Origin of the sequence: Paracoccus sp. SMMA_5_TC (assembly GCF_009696685.2) — a bacterium.
Taxonomy (GTDB): domain Bacteria; phylum Pseudomonadota; class Alphaproteobacteria; order Rhodobacterales; family Rhodobacteraceae; genus Paracoccus.
In genome coordinates this window covers 985,784-1,001,975 of record NZ_CP102355.1, presented here as the reverse complement: position 1 = coordinate 1,001,975, position 16,192 = coordinate 985,784, and the positions used below count along the sequence as shown (strand labels likewise).

The 16,192-nt window shown below is 65.9% G+C and carries 14 protein-coding genes; 10 read left to right on the top strand and 4 right to left on the bottom strand.

The features are described from left to right. Nucleotides 1–149: 149 nt before the first annotated feature. The 4 genes from GB880_RS05030 (at nucleotide 150) to GB880_RS05015 (ending at nucleotide 4,554) form a co-directional block, all read left to right on the top strand. Nucleotides 150–1,703 carry a DUF2125 domain-containing protein gene (locus GB880_RS05030; RefSeq protein WP_154492509.1) on the top strand — a complete coding sequence of 518 codons (1,554 nt, stop codon included), beginning with the start codon at nucleotides 150–152 and terminating at the stop codon, nucleotides 1,701–1,703. Between the two features lie 87 nt (nucleotides 1,704–1,790). Continuing rightward, complete coding sequence (locus tag GB880_RS05025; protein ID WP_154492507.1) at nucleotides 1,791–3,143, top strand: TldD/PmbA family protein; 1,353 nt, start codon at nucleotides 1,791–1,793, stop codon at nucleotides 3,141–3,143. Next, on the top strand, nucleotides 3,130–3,942 hold the full coding sequence (locus GB880_RS05020; protein WP_154492505.1) for a 3'(2'),5'-bisphosphate nucleotidase CysQ: 813 nt from the start codon (nucleotides 3,130–3,132) through the stop codon (nucleotides 3,940–3,942). The genes GB880_RS05025 and GB880_RS05020 overlap by 14 nt, the downstream gene beginning before the upstream one ends. Before the next feature lie 66 nt (nucleotides 3,943–4,008). Then, nucleotides 4,009–4,554, top strand: coding sequence for a flavin reductase family protein (locus tag GB880_RS05015; RefSeq protein ID WP_154492503.1), 546 nt, complete (start codon nucleotides 4,009–4,011; stop codon nucleotides 4,552–4,554). Nucleotides 4,555–4,557: 3 nt separating this feature from the next. Here GB880_RS05015 and GB880_RS05010 read toward each other — a convergent pair whose 3' ends face one another. From GB880_RS05010 to GB880_RS04995, 4 genes are read right to left on the bottom strand one after another with little or no spacing between them, the layout of a single operon-like run. Next, the gene (locus GB880_RS05010) at nucleotides 4,558–5,208 is read right to left on the bottom strand and encodes a PqiC family protein (protein ID WP_154492501.1); all 651 of its coding nucleotides are present in this window, start codon (nucleotides 5,206–5,208) and stop codon (nucleotides 4,558–4,560) included. A 6-nt stretch (nucleotides 5,209–5,214) separates the two neighbouring features. Then, nucleotides 5,215–7,281 carry a PqiB family protein gene (locus tag GB880_RS05005; RefSeq protein WP_154492499.1) on the bottom strand — a complete coding sequence of 689 codons (2,067 nt, stop codon included), beginning with the start codon at nucleotides 7,279–7,281 and terminating at the stop codon, nucleotides 5,215–5,217. Further along, a complete protein-coding gene (locus GB880_RS05000; protein ID WP_154492497.1) occupies nucleotides 7,278–7,931 on the bottom strand; it encodes a paraquat-inducible protein A in 654 nt (217 codons plus the stop codon). Before GB880_RS05000 ends, GB880_RS05005 begins: the two co-directional genes overlap by 4 nt. Further along, complete coding sequence (locus tag GB880_RS04995; protein ID WP_154492495.1) at nucleotides 7,928–8,608, bottom strand: paraquat-inducible protein A; 681 nt, start codon at nucleotides 8,606–8,608, stop codon at nucleotides 7,928–7,930. The genes GB880_RS05000 and GB880_RS04995 overlap by 4 nt, the downstream gene beginning before the upstream one ends. Nucleotides 8,609–8,713: 105 nt before the next feature. Between GB880_RS04995 and GB880_RS04990 the strand changes: the two genes are divergently transcribed. The 6 genes from GB880_RS04990 to GB880_RS04965 all read left to right on the top strand — a co-directional run bounded on the left by GB880_RS04990 (nucleotide 8,714) and on the right by GB880_RS04965 (nucleotide 16,167). After that, nucleotides 8,714–10,297, top strand: coding sequence for a GMC family oxidoreductase (locus GB880_RS04990; RefSeq protein WP_154492493.1), 1,584 nt, complete (start codon nucleotides 8,714–8,716; stop codon nucleotides 10,295–10,297). Between the two features lie 64 nt (nucleotides 10,298–10,361). Further along, nucleotides 10,362–11,162 (top strand): flagellar motor protein MotB, encoded by an 801-nt coding sequence (locus tag GB880_RS04985; protein WP_154492491.1) that lies wholly within the window; start codon nucleotides 10,362–10,364, stop codon nucleotides 11,160–11,162. A gap of 78 nt (nucleotides 11,163–11,240) precedes the next feature. Further along, nucleotides 11,241–12,575 carry a flagellar hook protein FlgE gene (locus GB880_RS04980; RefSeq protein ID WP_154492489.1) on the top strand — a complete coding sequence of 445 codons (1,335 nt, stop codon included), beginning with the start codon at nucleotides 11,241–11,243 and terminating at the stop codon, nucleotides 12,573–12,575. A 30-nt stretch (nucleotides 12,576–12,605) separates the two neighbouring features. Then, nucleotides 12,606–14,057 carry a flagellar hook-associated protein FlgK gene (flgK, locus tag GB880_RS04975; RefSeq protein WP_154492487.1) on the top strand — a complete coding sequence of 484 codons (1,452 nt, stop codon included), beginning with the start codon at nucleotides 12,606–12,608 and terminating at the stop codon, nucleotides 14,055–14,057. Between the two features lie 2 nt (nucleotides 14,058–14,059). Beyond that, on the top strand, nucleotides 14,060–15,070 hold the full coding sequence (locus tag GB880_RS04970) for a flagellin (RefSeq protein ID WP_263467331.1): 1,011 nt from the start codon (nucleotides 14,060–14,062) through the stop codon (nucleotides 15,068–15,070). Then, nucleotides 15,067–16,167 carry a flagellar basal body P-ring protein FlgI gene (locus GB880_RS04965; protein ID WP_154492483.1) on the top strand — a complete coding sequence of 367 codons (1,101 nt, stop codon included), beginning with the start codon at nucleotides 15,067–15,069 and terminating at the stop codon, nucleotides 16,165–16,167. Before GB880_RS04970 ends, GB880_RS04965 begins: the two co-directional genes overlap by 4 nt. Nucleotides 16,168–16,192 lie beyond the last annotated feature (25 nt).

Here is a 16,192-nt window from a genome sequence, read left to right as displayed (position 1 = left end):
CAGCAGCGCCCACGATCGCGCGGGCGCGACCGTCACGCAGCCGTCATTGCCGCAAAATAGCGTGTGTCAGACATTCCCGCCCTTGGACCGCAAGCGCGGCTATGGCAAGAACCGGAAGAGGTTCGCAACGCAAGACGAAAGGCAAGGACATGGATCTGCGACTGACAAGCTCGGCCCTGGCGCTGGCAGCGATGCTTTCTCCGGCGCTGGCCGATGTGACATCCGAGCAGGTCTGGCAGTCCTGGGTCGAATATTACCAGTCGATGGGCTATCAGGTCAGCGAAGGCGGCCGCGAAAGGGCCGGCGACACGCTGACGCTGAAGGACGTCGCCATCAAGGGCGGCGCCCCGGAAAGCCAGGTCAGCCTGGCGCTGCCGCAGGTGACCCTGACCGAGGACGGCGCCGGCAAGGTCCGCACCGTCTTTGCCGATACAGTCAGTGGCGAGGCCAATGGCGTCGATGCCGACGGCAAGAGCTTCCGCCTGCCTTTCGTGCTGTCGATGCCGGGAAACACCACCGTCACCTCTGGCGCGGCCGAGGACATGACGCATGAATTCGACTATCCGACCATCGATGTGGCGCTGTCCAGCATCACCCGCGACGGCAAGGAAAGCCCGCTGCCGATCAAGCTGTCCCTGGCGCAATCGACCGGCACGCTGCACCGCGTGGCCGGCGCGCCGGCGAAATACGACTATACGATGAACACCGCCAACGCCCAGTTCAGCGGCGACATCCCCGGCGAGGCGGGCGAGCAGGTCAAGTTCGACGGCAAGCTGGCCGATATCGGCCTGTCGGGCGAAATGACCATACCCACCGGGGCGCCGATCGACCAGGACATGAACGCCGCGCTGAAAGCCGGGCTGGCGATGACCGGCACGCTGAAAGCCGGCGCGCTGGACGGCAGCCTTGACTTTGCCGGCCAGACCGAGGAGGGCCAGCCCCAGACCGGCGCCGGCACCTACAGCAGCAAAGGCTTCGAGATCAGCTATACCATGTCCCGCGACGGGCTGGGCTATCAGGCAGGTTCGGATGCGGCGCAGTTCAAGATGACCGCCAGCGACATGCCGTTCCCGATCAGCTACGGCTTTGAAAGCGGCGGCTTCGATCTGCAGATGCCGGTGATGGCCGGCGACGCCGCCCAGCCCTACAAGCTGGCCTATGCGCTGGAGGGGCTGACCCTGGGCGACGAGATCTGGAACCAGTTCGACCCGCAGGCCAAGCTGCCGCGCGACCCCGCCTCGCTGGACATGGACGTGACCGGCAGCATGAAGCTGACCAGGGATCTGTTCGATCCGGCCAACCTGACGCCAAAGGAGAACGCGGACCCAGAGGCCGGGCAGGATGCGGACGCAAGCGCCGATCCCGCCGAACCCGCGCCTTTCGAGCTGATCGATCTGGCACTGAACCAGTTCGCGCTGAAGCTGCTGGGGGCCGAGGTCACTGCCTCGGGCCGGTTGCAGGCGCCCGAAGGCGGCGACATGACCACGCCGGTCGGCGAAATCAATGCCCGGTATGAGGGCGTCAACGGTCTGATCGACAAGCTTGCCGGCATCGGATTGATCCCCGAGGATCAGGTGATGTCGGCGCGGATGATGCTGATGATGTTCGCCAAGCCGGTCAAGGAAGGTGAGGACAAGCTGGAAACCCGGCTTGAATTCAAGGACGGCGGCAGCATCTTTGCCAACGGACAGCAGATCAAGTAACAGCTTGCCCGGCCCGTCAACGGCGGGCAGGGGTTTGACAACCGGGGGTCATCGCGGCCCCCGCATCGTTCATGAACGGGGGGGCGCATGGCCGATCTTGACCGTCTGCGGGCGTTGACCGCGCAGCTTTTGCATGCCGCGCGACAAGCCGGCGCCGATCAGGCCGATGCGCTGGCGCTGGATGCAGACGCGCTGTCGGTCGATGTGCGCGGCGGCCAGCTGGAACAGGCCGAACGCGCCGAAGGCACCGAGATCGGGCTGCGGGTGCTGATCGGCGGCAGGCAAGCCTGCGTCTCGGCCTCGGATCATTCCGAGCGCACGATTGCCGAGATGGCGGAGCGGGCCGTGGCCATGGCGCGCGAGGCGCCGGTCGATGACACGCTGGGCCTGGCCGAGCCGCAGGAGCTGGCGCAGGACACCGACAGCAGCCGGCTGGAGCTGATGGAACAGGCACCGCCGCCGCCCCCGACGCTGCTGCAGGATCTGGCGCTTCGGGCCGAGGCGGCGGCACGGACGGTCGGCGGCGTGTCGCAGGTGGAATCGGCCAGTGCCAGCTATGGCCAGCGGCGGGTGTGGCTGGCCGGATCGAACGGGTTTTCGGCCGGCTATGCCCGCAGCGGCCACAGCCTGTCGGTGATCGCCATCACCGGCAGCGGCACCGCCATGGAACGCGACTGGGCGGGCGAATCGCGCACCCATGCCGAGGACATGCCCACGCCCGAGGAACTGGGCCGATTGGCTGGCGAGCGGGCTGTGGCCCGACAAGGGGCCCGGAAACCCCCGACCGGCGCCTTTCCGATCCTATATGACGAGCGCGTGGCAGCAGGCCTGATCGGGCACCTGGTCAGCGCGGCGAATGGCAGCGCCGTGGCGCGTGGCGCCAGCTGGCTGCGCGACGCCCTGGGCGAACGGGTGCTGCCGCAGGGGTTCGACCTGCACGAGGATCCGCACCTGCCGCGCCATGCCGCCTCGCGGCTGTTCGACGCCGAAGGCCTGGCGACACGGCCACGGCTGATGGTGGGCGATGGCATCCTTGCGGGCTGGACGCTGGATCTGTCCACAGCGCGCAAGCTGGGCATGACCTCGACCGGCAGCGCGATGCGCGATGCCGGCAGCCCGCCCTCGCCCGGCGTCACCAACCTGGAACTGCGCGCCCCGGCGCATGCGCGTGACGCGCTGATCCGCGACATGGGACGCGGGCTGATCGTCACCTCGATGCTGGGATCGTCGATCAACCCGACCACCGGCGACTATTCGCGCGGCGCCGCCGGTTTCTGGGTGGAAAACGGCCAGATCGCCTATGCGGTCAATGAATGCACCATCGCCGGCAACCTGCGCGAGATGCTGCTGCGACTGACCGCGGCCGACGATGCCCGGTGCTGGCGGGCGATGCGGGTGCCCAGCCTGCTGGTCGAAGGGATGACCGTTGCCGGCGGCTGATCTGGCCCTGCTGGAACAGGCCGCGCACGAGGCCGGCCGCATCGCGCTGCGCTATTGGCGGCAGGCGCCGCAGGTCTGGGACAAGCCCGCCGGCGCCGGCCCCGTGACCGAGGCCGACCTGGCCGTCAACCGCCATCTCGAAAGCCTGCTGCGCGCCGCCCGCCCCGATTACGGCTGGCTCAGCGAGGAAAGCGCCGACGATCCGGCGCGGCTGGCGGCCGAATATTGCTTCATCGTCGATCCGATCGACGGCACCCGCGCCTTCATTGACGGGCAAGAGGGTTTTTCGCATTCGCTCGCGGTGACGCGACGGGGCGAGGTGGTGGCGGCGGTGGTGCATCTGCCGGCGCAAGAGATCACCTATAGCGCCGATGCCACCGGCCCGGCCCTGTGCAATGGTGCAAGTCTGCGGCCCTCGGACCACCGGCAGCTTGTGGGGGCGCAGGTGCTGACGGGCAAGCCGAGCCTGGACCCGGTGCATTGGCGCGGCCGCACGCCGCCGGTGCGACGCGGCTTTCGTCCATCGCTGGCCTGGCGGCTGTGCCTGGTGGCCGAAGGTCGGTTCGACGCCGCCCTTACCACGCGCCCGGCATGGGAATGGGATGTGGCGGCGGGGTGCCTGATTGCCGCCCGTGCCGGTTGCGCGGTCACCGACCTGGCCGGCCAGCCCCCGCGCTTCAACAGCCCGCAGGCGCTGACCGACGGGCTGGTGGTGGCGCCGCCAACCCTGCACGACCGGATCATGGCCGCCATGACCCCGCGGCCACCGCGCCTTGATACCCGCGACCACCACGGCTAGAACGGGGCCAAGGCCGGCGAGCCGGCCCGTTTTCCCAGCCGCACCGGCGATGAACAGGGCCCGCGCATGACCCGACTTCCCCCCGCCACCCGCGACCGTCTGGCCGACGAGATCACCTTTCACCCCGCCACGGCCGAGGCGCGGCTGCTGCGCGAGGCCCTGGGTCGCTTTGCCACCGGCGTCACCGTGGTCACCACCATGGGACCGCAGGGGCCGGTGGGCATGACCGTGAACAGCTTTACCAGCGTCTCGCTGGAGCCGCCCCTGGTCTTGTGGTGCCCGGCGCGCAATTCCTCGCGCCATGACATCTTTGCCGGGGCCAGCGGCTGGGCAGTGCATGTTCTGGGCTCGGAACAGTTGCAGACCTGCCTGCGCTTTACCCGCGGCGGCAGCCAGTTCGAGGGGCTCGAGACGGTGCTGACCGACGAGGGGCTGCCCGCCATCCCCGGCGTTGCCGCCCGCTTCGACTGCCTTACCCACGCCGGGCATCAGGCGGGCGATCATTCGGTGCTGATCGGGCGGGTGCTGCGGGTAACCGTGGCCGGGCCCGGCGACCACCCGCTGGTCTTTGCCGCCGGCCGCTTCGGCCAGTTCGCCCCCGATGCCGGCTAGGCGCTAGCTGCCCTCGAGCGGCGGCAGCGGCTGGGAAAAGATGTCGTCGATGCGCGGCGCCGGCGCGGCCGAGGTGCGGATCGTGCGCCCCGGTCCCGACAGGGTGGCAATCTGGCGTGCCAGCTGGGCAATGGCCTGGGACTGGGCGCGGGCGATCGGTCCGGGCCCCTGCCCCTGCAGCGGCACCGCAATGTCGAAGCTGCGCGCCTGGTTGCTGCCGCCGGCCCCCTCGTCCGATACGAAATAGCGCCCGCTCAGCCGGTAAAGCCCGTCGGCCTGGGCCAGCGCCTTTTCCACCCTGACCTCGAGCCGGCGGCGCGGCGGTTCGGCCAGCGGCCATGGTTCGGCGATGACCGTGGCGCCGGAAATCTCGGAAATGCTGCGCGCCAGCGTCAGGGTAAAGGCGCGCTGCGGACTGTCGGCCCAAAGCTGTTTGGTGTTCGAGCGCACGGCACCATCGGCGGTCTGCCAGCTGACCTCGTCACCCGCGGCGTATTCCGGCAGCGACACATCCTTCAGCTCGGCCGTGCCCAGCCGGTCGGCCAGCCTTTCGCCGCTGCTGGGCGGGTCGATCAGATAGCGGGCGGTCTTTTCGCCGTTGGAGCAGGCCCCCAGCAGGGCCAGGCCGGCGGCAGCGGCAAGGATCAGGCGCATCTTGTGTTATCGTCCCAGGATGAAGGCTTGCGGATTGCGTTCGATGGTGCGCGCCAGGCTGCCGAAGGCATTGGCGGCGCGGCGCATCTCGCGCATCAGGTTGATGGTTTCGGTGTTGAAGGTCGAGCGGTCGCCATAGGCGGCGATCACCGCCTCGGCCCGGGCGGACAGCGCCTCGAGCCGGGCCGACAGTTGCGGCAGGCGCCGGGCGGCGGCCGAAACATCCTGCGCCGCCGTGCTGGCCGAGGCCAGCGCCGTGTTCAGGCTGCCCGCGGCATTGCCGTCACGCAGGTCGTTGAGCAGCCCCGAGGCCGCCTTGAGCGTATCCGACAGGTTGCGCGGCAGCTGCTCGGCATCCTCGGTGCCCAGCAGCGCGCGCAGATCGCGCAGGATGCCTTCGGCCTCGTTGCCGATGGCGGCAAAGTCCACCGCCTCGATCTTGGCGGCGGCGGCGTCGATCTGATCGACCATGCCGGGCACGTCTGCGGCGGCCAGCTTGACGGCCTCGGCCGCGGCGGCGGCCTCGTCCACCATCTTGCGCACCTGTCCCATCGCCCCCGATTCGCGCAATTCGCTGGTCACGGTGCGAATCTCGCCGGCCGCAGCCTGGGCGTTTTCCAGCGTGCTGCGCAGGGCGGCGGGGATGGCGCGGGTATCTTCGCTGCTGGCCAGAGCGGTGACGGAATTCAGCATGTCGGTCAGCGACTTCAGCGCCTCTTCCAGGGGCAAGTTGCCGACGCGGGCCAGGAAGCCTTGGGCAGTTTCGCTGAAATCCGAAATATCGCCGGGAACCGATGGGATCACCGGATGCGGGCTGGCCTCGCGGTCCAGTTCGGCCGGCGCCGCCTCGGGCAGGCGCACCAGTTCGACCTCGAGCGAAGTGCCGAAGAAGCCGGCGCTGGCGATGCGGGCGCGCAGCCCGTCGCGGACCTGCTGGGCGACGAAATCCAGCGCCTGTTCCGGCGGGGTATCGGCCGGCAGGCCCAGCCGTTCCGGAGTGATGGCCAGCGTCACCTGCTGTTCGACGCGCTCGCGGCCCTGATCGTCCTTGACCACCCGCGCCGCCAGACCGGTGACCCGCCCCACCGTCAGGCCCATGAACTGCACATTGGCCCCCGTCTCCAGCCCCTTGACCGATTCGTCGATCAGCATGGTCAGGCGCAGGGCCCGGCTCTGGTCGGAAAACAGGTTGGTTTCGGCGGCCGCACGGTCTGGTTGCAGCTGGAACACATGTCCATCCTCGACCGGGGCGCCGCCGGAACTGAGCGTGGCGAATTCGGCGCCCCCCTGCAACACCGAGGCCAGCGAGTTCACGTTCAGCGAAATGCCCTGCGCCCCCAGCGACACCGAAAACCCCGAGGTGTCCCAGAACACCGTGCTGGTGGTCAGCAAGCCGTCGTAGGGGGCGGGCACGAACACGTCCGCCAACACACCTTCGTCGTTTTCGGACAGACGCAGGTTCTGCATCCGGCCCACCGGCAGGCCGCGGAACATCACCGGCGCGCCTTCGGTCATCCCGCGCGAGCGTTCTGCCGAAAGCGTGATCCAGCGCCCCTTCTGGCCAAAGCTGATCAGCGGCGGCTTGTCCAGTCCCTGAAAGCGGCGCACCGGCTCGCCCGCCTGATCGTCCCAGTAACCCTCGACGAAGGCCCCGGTCAGCACCGTGTCCAGCCGCGAGATGCCTTGCGCCGAGACCTGCGGACGCACGATCCAGAACTGGGATTTGTCATCGATATAAGGGGCCAGATCCTTGTCCACGCGCATGTTCACGACGACCTGCTGCAGATCCTCGGTAAAGCGGACCGATTCGACCTTGCCCACGGTGATTTCGCGGAATTTCAGCGCGGTTTCGCCGGGCGTGATGCCGGTGGCGTCCTTGAAGGCGACCGAGATCAGGGTGCCGCGGCTGGCCAGCGCGTTCCAGCCCACCCCCAGCGTCACGATCAGCGCCAGAAAGGGAACGATCCAGATCAGCGGCAGGCCAGCGCGTGCCGCCCGGGCCGCGGGCTTGCGCTGCGGCTCGGCAGGTTTCAGCGGTGCCGAATCGGTCGGGGGAACGGCATTTTCCGTCATGCACTGTCCTTGCGGCTGCGCAGCGGCAGGCCGCGCCAGATCAATCTAGGGTCGAAGCTTTGCGCCGAAAGCATGGTGAAGGCAACCGACAGCGAAAACGACACCGCCGCAGGTCCGGGGTGGATCGAGGCGACAAACCCCAGCTGCACCAGTGCCGACAGGATGGCGACGACAAAGACATCGATCATCGACCAGCGACCGATGAATTCCACCACCTCGAAAAGCTGCAGCCGCCGGTGCGCGTCGCGGACGGTGGCTGGACGCCCCGCAACCAGCGCCAGCCAGGCAATGGCCACGAACTTGGCGATCGGCACCACCACCGAGGCGACAAAGACCACCGCAGCCACGCCCCAGTTGCCATAGTGGATCAGCTCTACGACCCCGCCCAGGATCGTCGACTCGCTATTGCCGTTGAGCCCGCCGAACACCGTGGTCTTGAGCATCGGAAACAGGTTAGCGGGAATGTAGAAGATCAACCCTGCCAGCCACCAGGCCCAGACGGCAGACAGGCAGCGGCGATCAGGCGGCGTCAAGGCGCTGCCGCAGCGCGCGCAGAGGCTTTCTTCTTGCGGCCAGACACGACCGCAGCCACGGCATCCGATCAGCCCGGCACGGTGGGCGGTCAGCACCGGCGCGGCCTGGTCGGTCATGGCCGCGGCTCCGGCAGCATTTCGCGCCCGTCGGTGCCCAGGCCCCCGTCCTCGATCGCGTCCCAGATGGTGGTGGCGCTGGTAAAGGCGTTGCTGGCCGCATTTACCACGATCAGCCCGCAAAACGCCCAGAAGGCCGGGCCGAAGCTGATGTTGGCCAGTCCCGCGACCTTGACCAGTGCCACCGCAGTGCCGATGACGAATATCTCGGCCATGGACCACGGACGCAGCGCCTCGGCCAGGCGAAAGGCGGGCACCGCATGGGCATAGGGCGGGCGCTGGCGGCTCAGCGGCAGCAGCGTATAGACCAGCAGCAACGCCCGCAGCACCGGCAGGCCGACGATGCTGGCCAGGACCAGCACCGTCAGCGGCAGCAGCGCCCCGTGCGAGAACGCCAGCGCCACCCCGAAAAGCGAGGTTTCGTTGCCAAAGCCCATGCGCGAGATTTCCAGAAACGGAAAGAACACCGCCGCCACCATCAGCACCAACGCGGTAAAGGATAATGCGATGATGCGGGTAAAGGCGCCGGTGCGCGGGCTGGCCAGGACCGTGTTGCAGCGCACGCAGCGCGCCGTTTCCCCCGGCTCCAGATTGCGTTCCAGGTGCAAGGCATCGCAGCGCGGACAGGCAATCAGCCCCGCGCCTGTGTTCAGGTCGTATTCACCCTCGGCCAACATGGGGGCAGAATATCGCGGGCAATGCGGCGTGCAAGGTGGCTCGCTTGCAGCCCGAGGGCCCGCTTTCTACAGTGACGCGACAGCGACGCCAACGCAGAGGGGCAGATGGACCTTGATTTCATCATCGTCGGCGCCGGAAGTGCGGGCTGCGTCCTTGCCAACCGCCTGTCCGCAGATCCCCGCATCAAGGTTCTGCTGATCGAGGCCGGCGGCCGCGACTCCTATCCCTGGATCCATATTCCGATCGGTTATCTTTACTGCATCGGCAATCCGCGCACCGACTGGGGCTATCGCACAGCGCCGCAGGCCGGGCTGGAAGGCCGCTCGCTTCTGTATCCGCGCGGGCGCGTTCTGGGCGGCTGCTCGTCGATCAACGGCATGCTTTATCTGCGAGGTCAGGCGGCGGATTACGACCACTGGCGCCAACTGGGTTGCACGGGCTGGGGGTGGGATGACGTAAGACCGCTGTTCCTGGCCAGCGAGGACCACTTCGCCGGCGCCTCTGAACATCACGGGGTCGGCGGCGAATGGCGGGTCGAAGCGCAGCGGCTGCGCTGGGACATCCTGGACGATTTTGCCCTGGCCGCTCAGGCGGCAGGGATCCCGGCATCGGACGATTTCAACACCGGCGACAACGAGGGCGTCGGCTATTTCAGGGTGAATCAGCGCCGCGGTCTGCGGGTTTCAACGGCAAAGGCGTTCCTGCGTCCGGCGCTGTCGCGCCCGAACCTGCAGCTGATGACGGGCCGGCAGGTGCGGCGGGTTCTGGTTGAGGACCGGCGCGCCGTCGGTATCGAGCTGCTGGACGGTGCCGTGCTGCGGGGCGCGAATGTGATCCTGTCGGCCGGGGCCATCGGTAGCCCGCAGATCCTGCAACTGTCCGGAATCGGCCCGGGGTCGCTGCTGCAATCCCTGGGGATCACCGTGCTGCAGGATGCCGCAGTGGGCGACAACCTGCAAGACCATCTGCAAATCCGCTGCGCCTATCGCCTGAGCGGGGCGCGGACGTTGAACCAGATGGCCGCCAGCCTGTGGGGCAAGGCGCGCATCGGGCTGGAATACGCCTTGTTGCGCAGCGGCCCGATGAGCATGGCCCCAAGTCAGCTGGGCGCCTTTGCCCGCAGCGGTCCCGATGTCGCCACCCCCGATCTGGAATACCATGTGCAGCCGCTGAGCCTGGATGCCTTTGGCAGCCCGCTGCACGACTTTCCGGCCATGACCGCCAGCGTCTGCCACCTGCGGCCCGAGAGCCGCGGCCATGTCCGCATCACCTCGGCCGATCCGCGGGTGCCGCCGGAAATCGATCCGAAATATCTGTCGGCTGCGGCCGACCGGATTGTTGCCGCGCGCGCGATCCGCCTGACGCGAAAGATCATGGCCCAGGCACCGATGGCACGCTATCAGCCACAGGAATTTGCTCCCGGCCCGGGCGAGGACAGCGACGAAGCCCTGGCCCGCGCCGCAGGACGTGTGGGCACCACGATCTTTCATCCCGTGGGCACCGTGCGGATGGGAACAGACCCGCAAGCCGTTCTTGACCCGGACCTGAAGCTGCGGGGGATCAAGGGGTTGCGCGTCGTAGACGCCTCGATCATGCCGACGATCACATCGGGAAATACCAACAGCCCGACCATCATGATCGCCGAAATGGCCGCGCGGCGGATCCTGCAGGAAATGCGGGGCATTTGATCTGTTAACTGGATATTAGGGGTGCGTCGGTAAACCTTTCCCCGGTCAGGAAAGGATTTTCGGCATGGCCGCGACCGGGGGCAGTGGTCCCATCATCATCAAGCGCGTGCAAGGGGCACAGGGCGGCGGCCATCACGGCGGCGCCTGGAAAGTGGCCTATGCCGATTTCGTCACCGCCATGATGGCGTTCTTTCTGCTGATGTGGCTGTTGAATGCCACCACGGAAAAACAGCGCCAGGGCCTGGCGGAATATTTCAACCCCACCATCGTCCAGCGCACCGGCAGCGGCAGCGATGGTCCCTATGGGGGGCTCAAGCAGGACGCGACCACCGATTCGGGCCAGGGGGCAGGCGCCTCGCGCGATTCGCTGGCCGGCCAGGCCCTTCGCCAGCAGGATGCCGCATTCGAACAACTGGCGCGTCACATCCAGAACCAGCTGACCGGCAGTGGCGCCGAATCGCTGCAAAAGGTCAACCTGCTGCGCCATGTGGTCACGCGGATGACCGATGAAGGCCTGGTGATCGAACTGACCGATCTGGTGGACGCACCGCTTTTCGATGGGGACAGCGCCCAGCCCACCGCCGCGCTGCGTGACCTGGCAGCTATCCTGTCGCAGGTGTTGGGGCGGGTGCGCAACGATATCGCCATCGGCGGCCATGTCCGTGCCTATCCCGAAATGCTGATCCAGTCGCCGGTCTGGGCGCTTTCGGATGCCCGCGCCCATGCCGTCCGCAACCTGATGCAGGATGCCGGCTTCGACATGACAAGGGTGCAGCGCGTGACCGCCCATGCCGACCGGCGCAACCGTTCGGTCAATCCCATGGATCCCGGCAACAATCGAATCGAAATCATTCTGCTGCGCTAGACCGCGACCGGCCGGATTAGGGGGAAATTAACCCCTGACCGCCATCATGCACCGCAGCAAGCCACAAAGGGTGTCACAATGTCGATCTCTTCCGCCTTGAATGCCAGCGTATTGGGACTGTCGGCGAACTCGACCCGGCTCTCGGGCATTTCCGACAATATCGCGAATTCGGGCACCTATGGCTACAAGCGGGTGACCACGGCCTTTGAAAGCCTGGTGATCAATGAGGGCCGGGGTGGCAGCTATACGGCCGGCGGTGTGCGGGCGCTGAGCGAACGCAACATCGATCAGCGCGGCAATATCGTCGGCACTGCTCATCCTCTGGACATTGCGATTTCGGGGCGCGGCATGCTGCCTGTAACCGACACCGCCGCCGCCATGGCGGGCACGGGCAACCGCAGCCTGATGATGACCACCACCGGCGCCTTCAGGCTGGATGACGAAGGTTTCCTGCGTACCAGTTCGGGGCTGGTGCTGATGGGCTGGCCAGCTGCGGCGGATGGGACCGTGCCGGCACAACCGCGCGATTCGGCCACCGGATTGCAGGCGATCCGGATAAACTCCAGCCAGAAATCGGCCGATCCCACGACGCGGATCAACCTGGGCCTGAACCTGCCGGCCAATGATGCGATCGGGGGTGCCGCAGGCGATGCGCGCGAAGTCGAAGTTGAATATTTCAGCAATCTCGGCGGATCCGAGAGGATGCGCTTTACCCTGACCCCTGATGTCAGCGGCCCGGCCGGAACCCGCACCAACAGCTGGACCGTCGAGATCCGCGACAGCGCCATTGTCGACGATGCCGGGACTGCGGCTGATGAATCGTTGATTGGAACCTTTACGCTGACATTCCGCGACACCCAGCCGGGGGCAGGAACGCTGTCGGCAGTAACAGCTGTCACCGGCGGGGCCTATGATCCGGTCAGCGGAGCCGTTACCGTCACCGGGGCGAACGGGCCCATGGCCATCAATGTCGGCCGCTATGGGGACGCGAACGGCATCACCCAGCTCGCCGCCGGGTTTTCCTCGGCAAATGTGACAAAGAATGGCTCGCCGGTGGGCAATCTGACCGGGCTCGAGGTGGACGAGCACGGCTATCTGAAAGCCACCTATGATACCGGCTTCAGCCGGACATTATATCAGATTCCCCTGGTCGATGTCCCGAATCCGAACGGTTTGATTGCAAATGACAATCAGACCTATCGCATCTCGTCGGAATCGGGACCGTTCTACCTGTGGAACGCAGGTGACGGGCCGACCGGCAGCATGGTCGGCTATGCCCGCGAAGCGTCAACGACCGATGTCGCCGCGGAACTGACCGACCTGATCCAGACCCAGCGCGCCTATACATCGAACGCCAAGGTGATCCAGACCGTGGACGAGATGCTTCAGGAAACCGCCAATCTCAAGCGCTAGTAATCCACCCCTTATCCTAACGAGGCGTAGATGAGCATTTCGTCAGCGATCATGAACGCGGTCTCTGGTCTGACCGCAGTTTCGCGGGGAACCGAGGTGACCGCGTCAAACCTCGCGAACGCCTTGACCGAAGGCTACGGTCGCCGCAGCCTTGCCCTGTCGCCGCAAACCCATAGCGGCGGTGTTCGGATCGATGGAATAGCCCGGGCGGTGAATGCCGATCTTCTGCGCGAATACCGTCTGGCGAACGCGGGCAGAAGCCAGGCTGATGCGCTGTCGCATTTCGCCGTCACCTTGGAAACGGCATTTGGCGATGTGACGCAAACCGGGTCGCTGCTAGGCGCGCTTTCGTCTTTCAACACCGCGCTGACCCAGGCAAGCGCCAGACCTGACAGCGATCAGCGTCTGATGGCAGTGGTCGATAGCGCACGCAACCTTGCAGGAAAGCTGAACGGAATTTCCCGGACCATCCAGGATGAAAGGCTGCGTGCCGACCAGGCCATCGCAAGGGATATCGAAACGCTGAACAAGAGCTTGCACGAAATCGCGAATCTGAATCGCAATATCGTCAGCCTTGCCGCTCAGGGACAGGACAGTTCCGCCTTGCTGGACGCCCGGCAGAAGATCATCGATGATCTCTCGGGTCTGGTGCGTATCCGCGAGGTTCCGCGTGAAAACGGCACAGTCGCCATCTTTTCGGACAGTGGGTTTGCGCTGCTGGACGGGACCACGCCGCTGGCGATCGATTTCGTCGGCGTGACCGCGATGACACCCCAGATGACCGTGGCCAATGGTGATCTTGGTCAGATCATGGTCGGTGGCGCACCGATGAGTGCCGCACACAAGACCATGTTTGAAGGTGGTCGTATTGCGGCCAACCTGGCGATCCGCGACACGCTGGCCCCCGCCCATCAGGCACGACTGGACGGTCTCGCACGCGAAATCTATGATCGTCTTGCCGATCCGGCCATCGACGGCACGCTTGCTGCCGGTCAGCCCGGTCTGTTCTCGGACGGTGCATCGGCTCTTGATCCCCTGAACGAAGTCGGCTTTGCCGGACGCATCGCCTTGAACCCGGCCGCGGATCCGCAAGCGGGCGGGCAACTCTGGCGGATACGGGCAGGCATGAGCGCCGCGACCCCCGGCGATGTGGGCAATTCAACACTGATCAACCGCATGGTCCAAGCGTTTGAGACAGCCCGGACGCCGGTATCCCTGGCATTGTCTGGTCCGGCTCGCAGCATTGGCGGGCTGACCGGGGGTATCGCGTCGATCATCGCAACCGAGCGGGTCGCCGCAGAAGGTCGGCTCGATCAACTTCAGACTCACGGCAACAGCCTGAAACAGGCGCTGCTGGCCGAGGGGGTCGATAGCGACCAGGAGATGGAAAGCCTGATGGCACTGGAGCGCGCCTATGCCGCGAATGCCAAGGTTTTGCAGACTGCCAACGAGATGCTCGACACGATCCTGGGGGTGAAATGACCATGAAATCTGCCGTCGGGGATCTGTCGCGCAATCTGCAGCTGCGCCTGGCGCAGGCCAATGCCAAGCAGCGCATCAATCGTCTGACCGTCGAGCAGGCCAGCGGGGTCAAAGCCGACATTTCCCAGCATCTGCGAGGCGATCTGACCCGTCTTTCCCACATGCAGACCCGCCTGGACGCAGTTCAGACATGGCGGGAAAACACAACCGAACTGGGGCAGGCACTGAACCTGGTGCAGGACAGTCTGAAATTCATCCAGGATCAGGCAAACGCTTTCGGCGCTGGCTTGATCATCGAGGCTGAAACCGCCGATCCCGCCATCTTGCAGATGCGGGCAGATGCAGCACAAACAAGCTTTGCTGGCATCTTCGCACGGTTGAACAGCGAGTTGGCCGGGAAATTTCTCTTTGCAGGAACGCGCTCGGACACTCCCGCGCTGGCCGATTTCGACACCTTCACGACCGCCTTGAACAGCCACCTGGCCGGTGCGACGAACGTTGCCGATGTGATCGCGCGGATCGACCAATGGTTCGACGCACCACCCGGGACCGGCGGGTTTCTGGACATCGGTTATCTGGGTGGGGAAGCAGCGGGCGCGGGCATGCTTGTGGATGACAATACCGCGATGGGCAACATGCTGACCGCCGCCGACCCGGAATTTCGTGAATTGTTCAAGGGCTTTGCCATGTTGAGCAGCGGCGCACGCGCTGCTGTTGCCGGCAACACCGGCGCGCTCCGCGAGTTGGTTTCGGCGGCAGGGGGCAAGCTGCACGCGGTTGAAAAGCTGTTGACGGTAGCCCGTGCCGGTGTCGGCGACCAGCAGGCAAGGGTTCAGTCCTTGGCCCAACGCCACGACGAAGAGATCGCACAGATCCGGAAATCGCGCAGCGACCTGATCGGTGCCGATCCGTATGAAACCGCCGTTGCTTTGCAAGAGGCTGAGACCGCGATGCAGACCATTTACATGATGACCGCGCGGCTGTCGCGGCTGAAGCTGACAGATTACCTATGATCCGATTTCTTCTAGGGCTTATCCTGACAGCGCTGGTCGCTACCGCCCATGCGGCGCCCGTCCGCATCAAGGATCTGGTCAACATCGACGGCGTGCGCGGTAACGATCTGGTCGGTTACGGTCTGGTGGTCGGATTGAACGGCACGGGCGACAGTTTCCGCAACTCTCCCTTTACCGAGCAGATGCTGGGCACCCTGCTGGAACGTCTGGGTGTAAATGTGACCGAGGATGCCGTCCGTGCAAAGAACGTGGCGGCGGTGATCGTGACTGCGACACTGCCGCCTTTCGCACGCTCGGGGTCGCGCATCGATGTCAGTGTTTCGGCCATCGGCGATGCAAAAAGCCTGCTGGGCGGCACCCTTGTGATGACGCCATTGAACGCGGCCGATGGCGAAATCTATGCCGTCGCACAGGGCGCGGTCCTGGCGGGCGGCGTCGCAGCCGCGGGCGAGGCTGCATCGGTGGTGCAGGGCGTGCCCACCGCGGCCGCGATTCCCGGCGGCGCCCGGATCGAACGCGAGGTGGCTTTTGATTTTTCGCAGATGACCAGCTTTCGCCTGGCGCTGCGCAACCCGGATTTCACCACCGCCACACGCATCGAGGCTGCAATCAACCGGAATTTCGGCGCCAACCTGGCCGAGGCGACCGATGCCGGCACCATCAACATTCGCGCCGATGTTCTGGGCCAGCCGAGCCTGACGCGCCTTGTCGGACGGATCGAAAATATCCAGGTCGAGCCGCAGACGGTCGCGCGTGTGGTAATCGATCAGAAATCCGGCACCATCGTTCTGGGACAGGACGTGCGCATTTCGCGCGTTGCGGTGTCGCAGGGCAACCTGACGCTGCGCGTGCGGGAAGCGCCGATGGTGTCGCAGCCCAATCCCTTTGCCCCGGGCGAAACTGTGGTTGTGCCCCGCACACAGGTCGACATCACCCAGGAACCCGGCATCGGCTTTGCCGAGGTGGGCGGGGAAACGTCGCTCTCTGCCGTGGTCACAGGCCTGAACGCATTGGGGGTGCGACCGCGCGACATGATCGACATTCTCAAGACGATCCATTCCGCCGGCGCCTTGCACGCCGAACTTGTGGTGAACTGAGCGACGACAGTCGCGACTGACGCAG

Coding starts and splice junctions, on each gene's coding strand:
- GB880_RS04980 (WP_154492489.1), top strand. CDS start 11,241: ATGTCGATCTCTTCCGCCTTGAATGCCAGCGTATTGGGACTGTCGGCG.
- GB880_RS05000 (WP_154492497.1), bottom strand. CDS start 7,931: ATGACCGACCAGGCCGCGCCGGTGCTGACCGCCCACCGTGCCGGGCTG.
- GB880_RS04985 (WP_154492491.1), top strand. CDS start 10,362: ATGGCCGCGACCGGGGGCAGTGGTCCCATCATCATCAAGCGCGTGCAA.
- GB880_RS04995 (WP_154492495.1), bottom strand. CDS start 8,608: ATGTTGGCCGAGGGTGAATACGACCTGAACACAGGCGCGGGGCTGATT.
- GB880_RS05025 (WP_154492507.1), top strand. CDS start 1,791: ATGGCCGATCTTGACCGTCTGCGGGCGTTGACCGCGCAGCTTTTGCAT.
- flgK (WP_154492487.1), top strand. CDS start 12,606: ATGAGCATTTCGTCAGCGATCATGAACGCGGTCTCTGGTCTGACCGCA.
- GB880_RS04965 (WP_154492483.1), top strand. CDS start 15,067: ATGATCCGATTTCTTCTAGGGCTTATCCTGACAGCGCTGGTCGCTACC.
- GB880_RS05030 (WP_154492509.1), top strand. CDS start 150: ATGGATCTGCGACTGACAAGCTCGGCCCTGGCGCTGGCAGCGATGCTT.
- GB880_RS04970 (WP_263467331.1), top strand. CDS start 14,060: ATGAAATCTGCCGTCGGGGATCTGTCGCGCAATCTGCAGCTGCGCCTG.
- GB880_RS05005 (WP_154492499.1), bottom strand. CDS start 7,281: ATGACGGAAAATGCCGTTCCCCCGACCGATTCGGCACCGCTGAAACCT.
- GB880_RS05015 (WP_154492503.1), top strand. CDS start 4,009: ATGACCCGACTTCCCCCCGCCACCCGCGACCGTCTGGCCGACGAGATC.
- GB880_RS05010 (WP_154492501.1), bottom strand. CDS start 5,208: ATGCGCCTGATCCTTGCCGCTGCCGCCGGCCTGGCCCTGCTGGGGGCC.
- GB880_RS04990 (WP_154492493.1), top strand. CDS start 8,714: ATGGACCTTGATTTCATCATCGTCGGCGCCGGAAGTGCGGGCTGCGTC.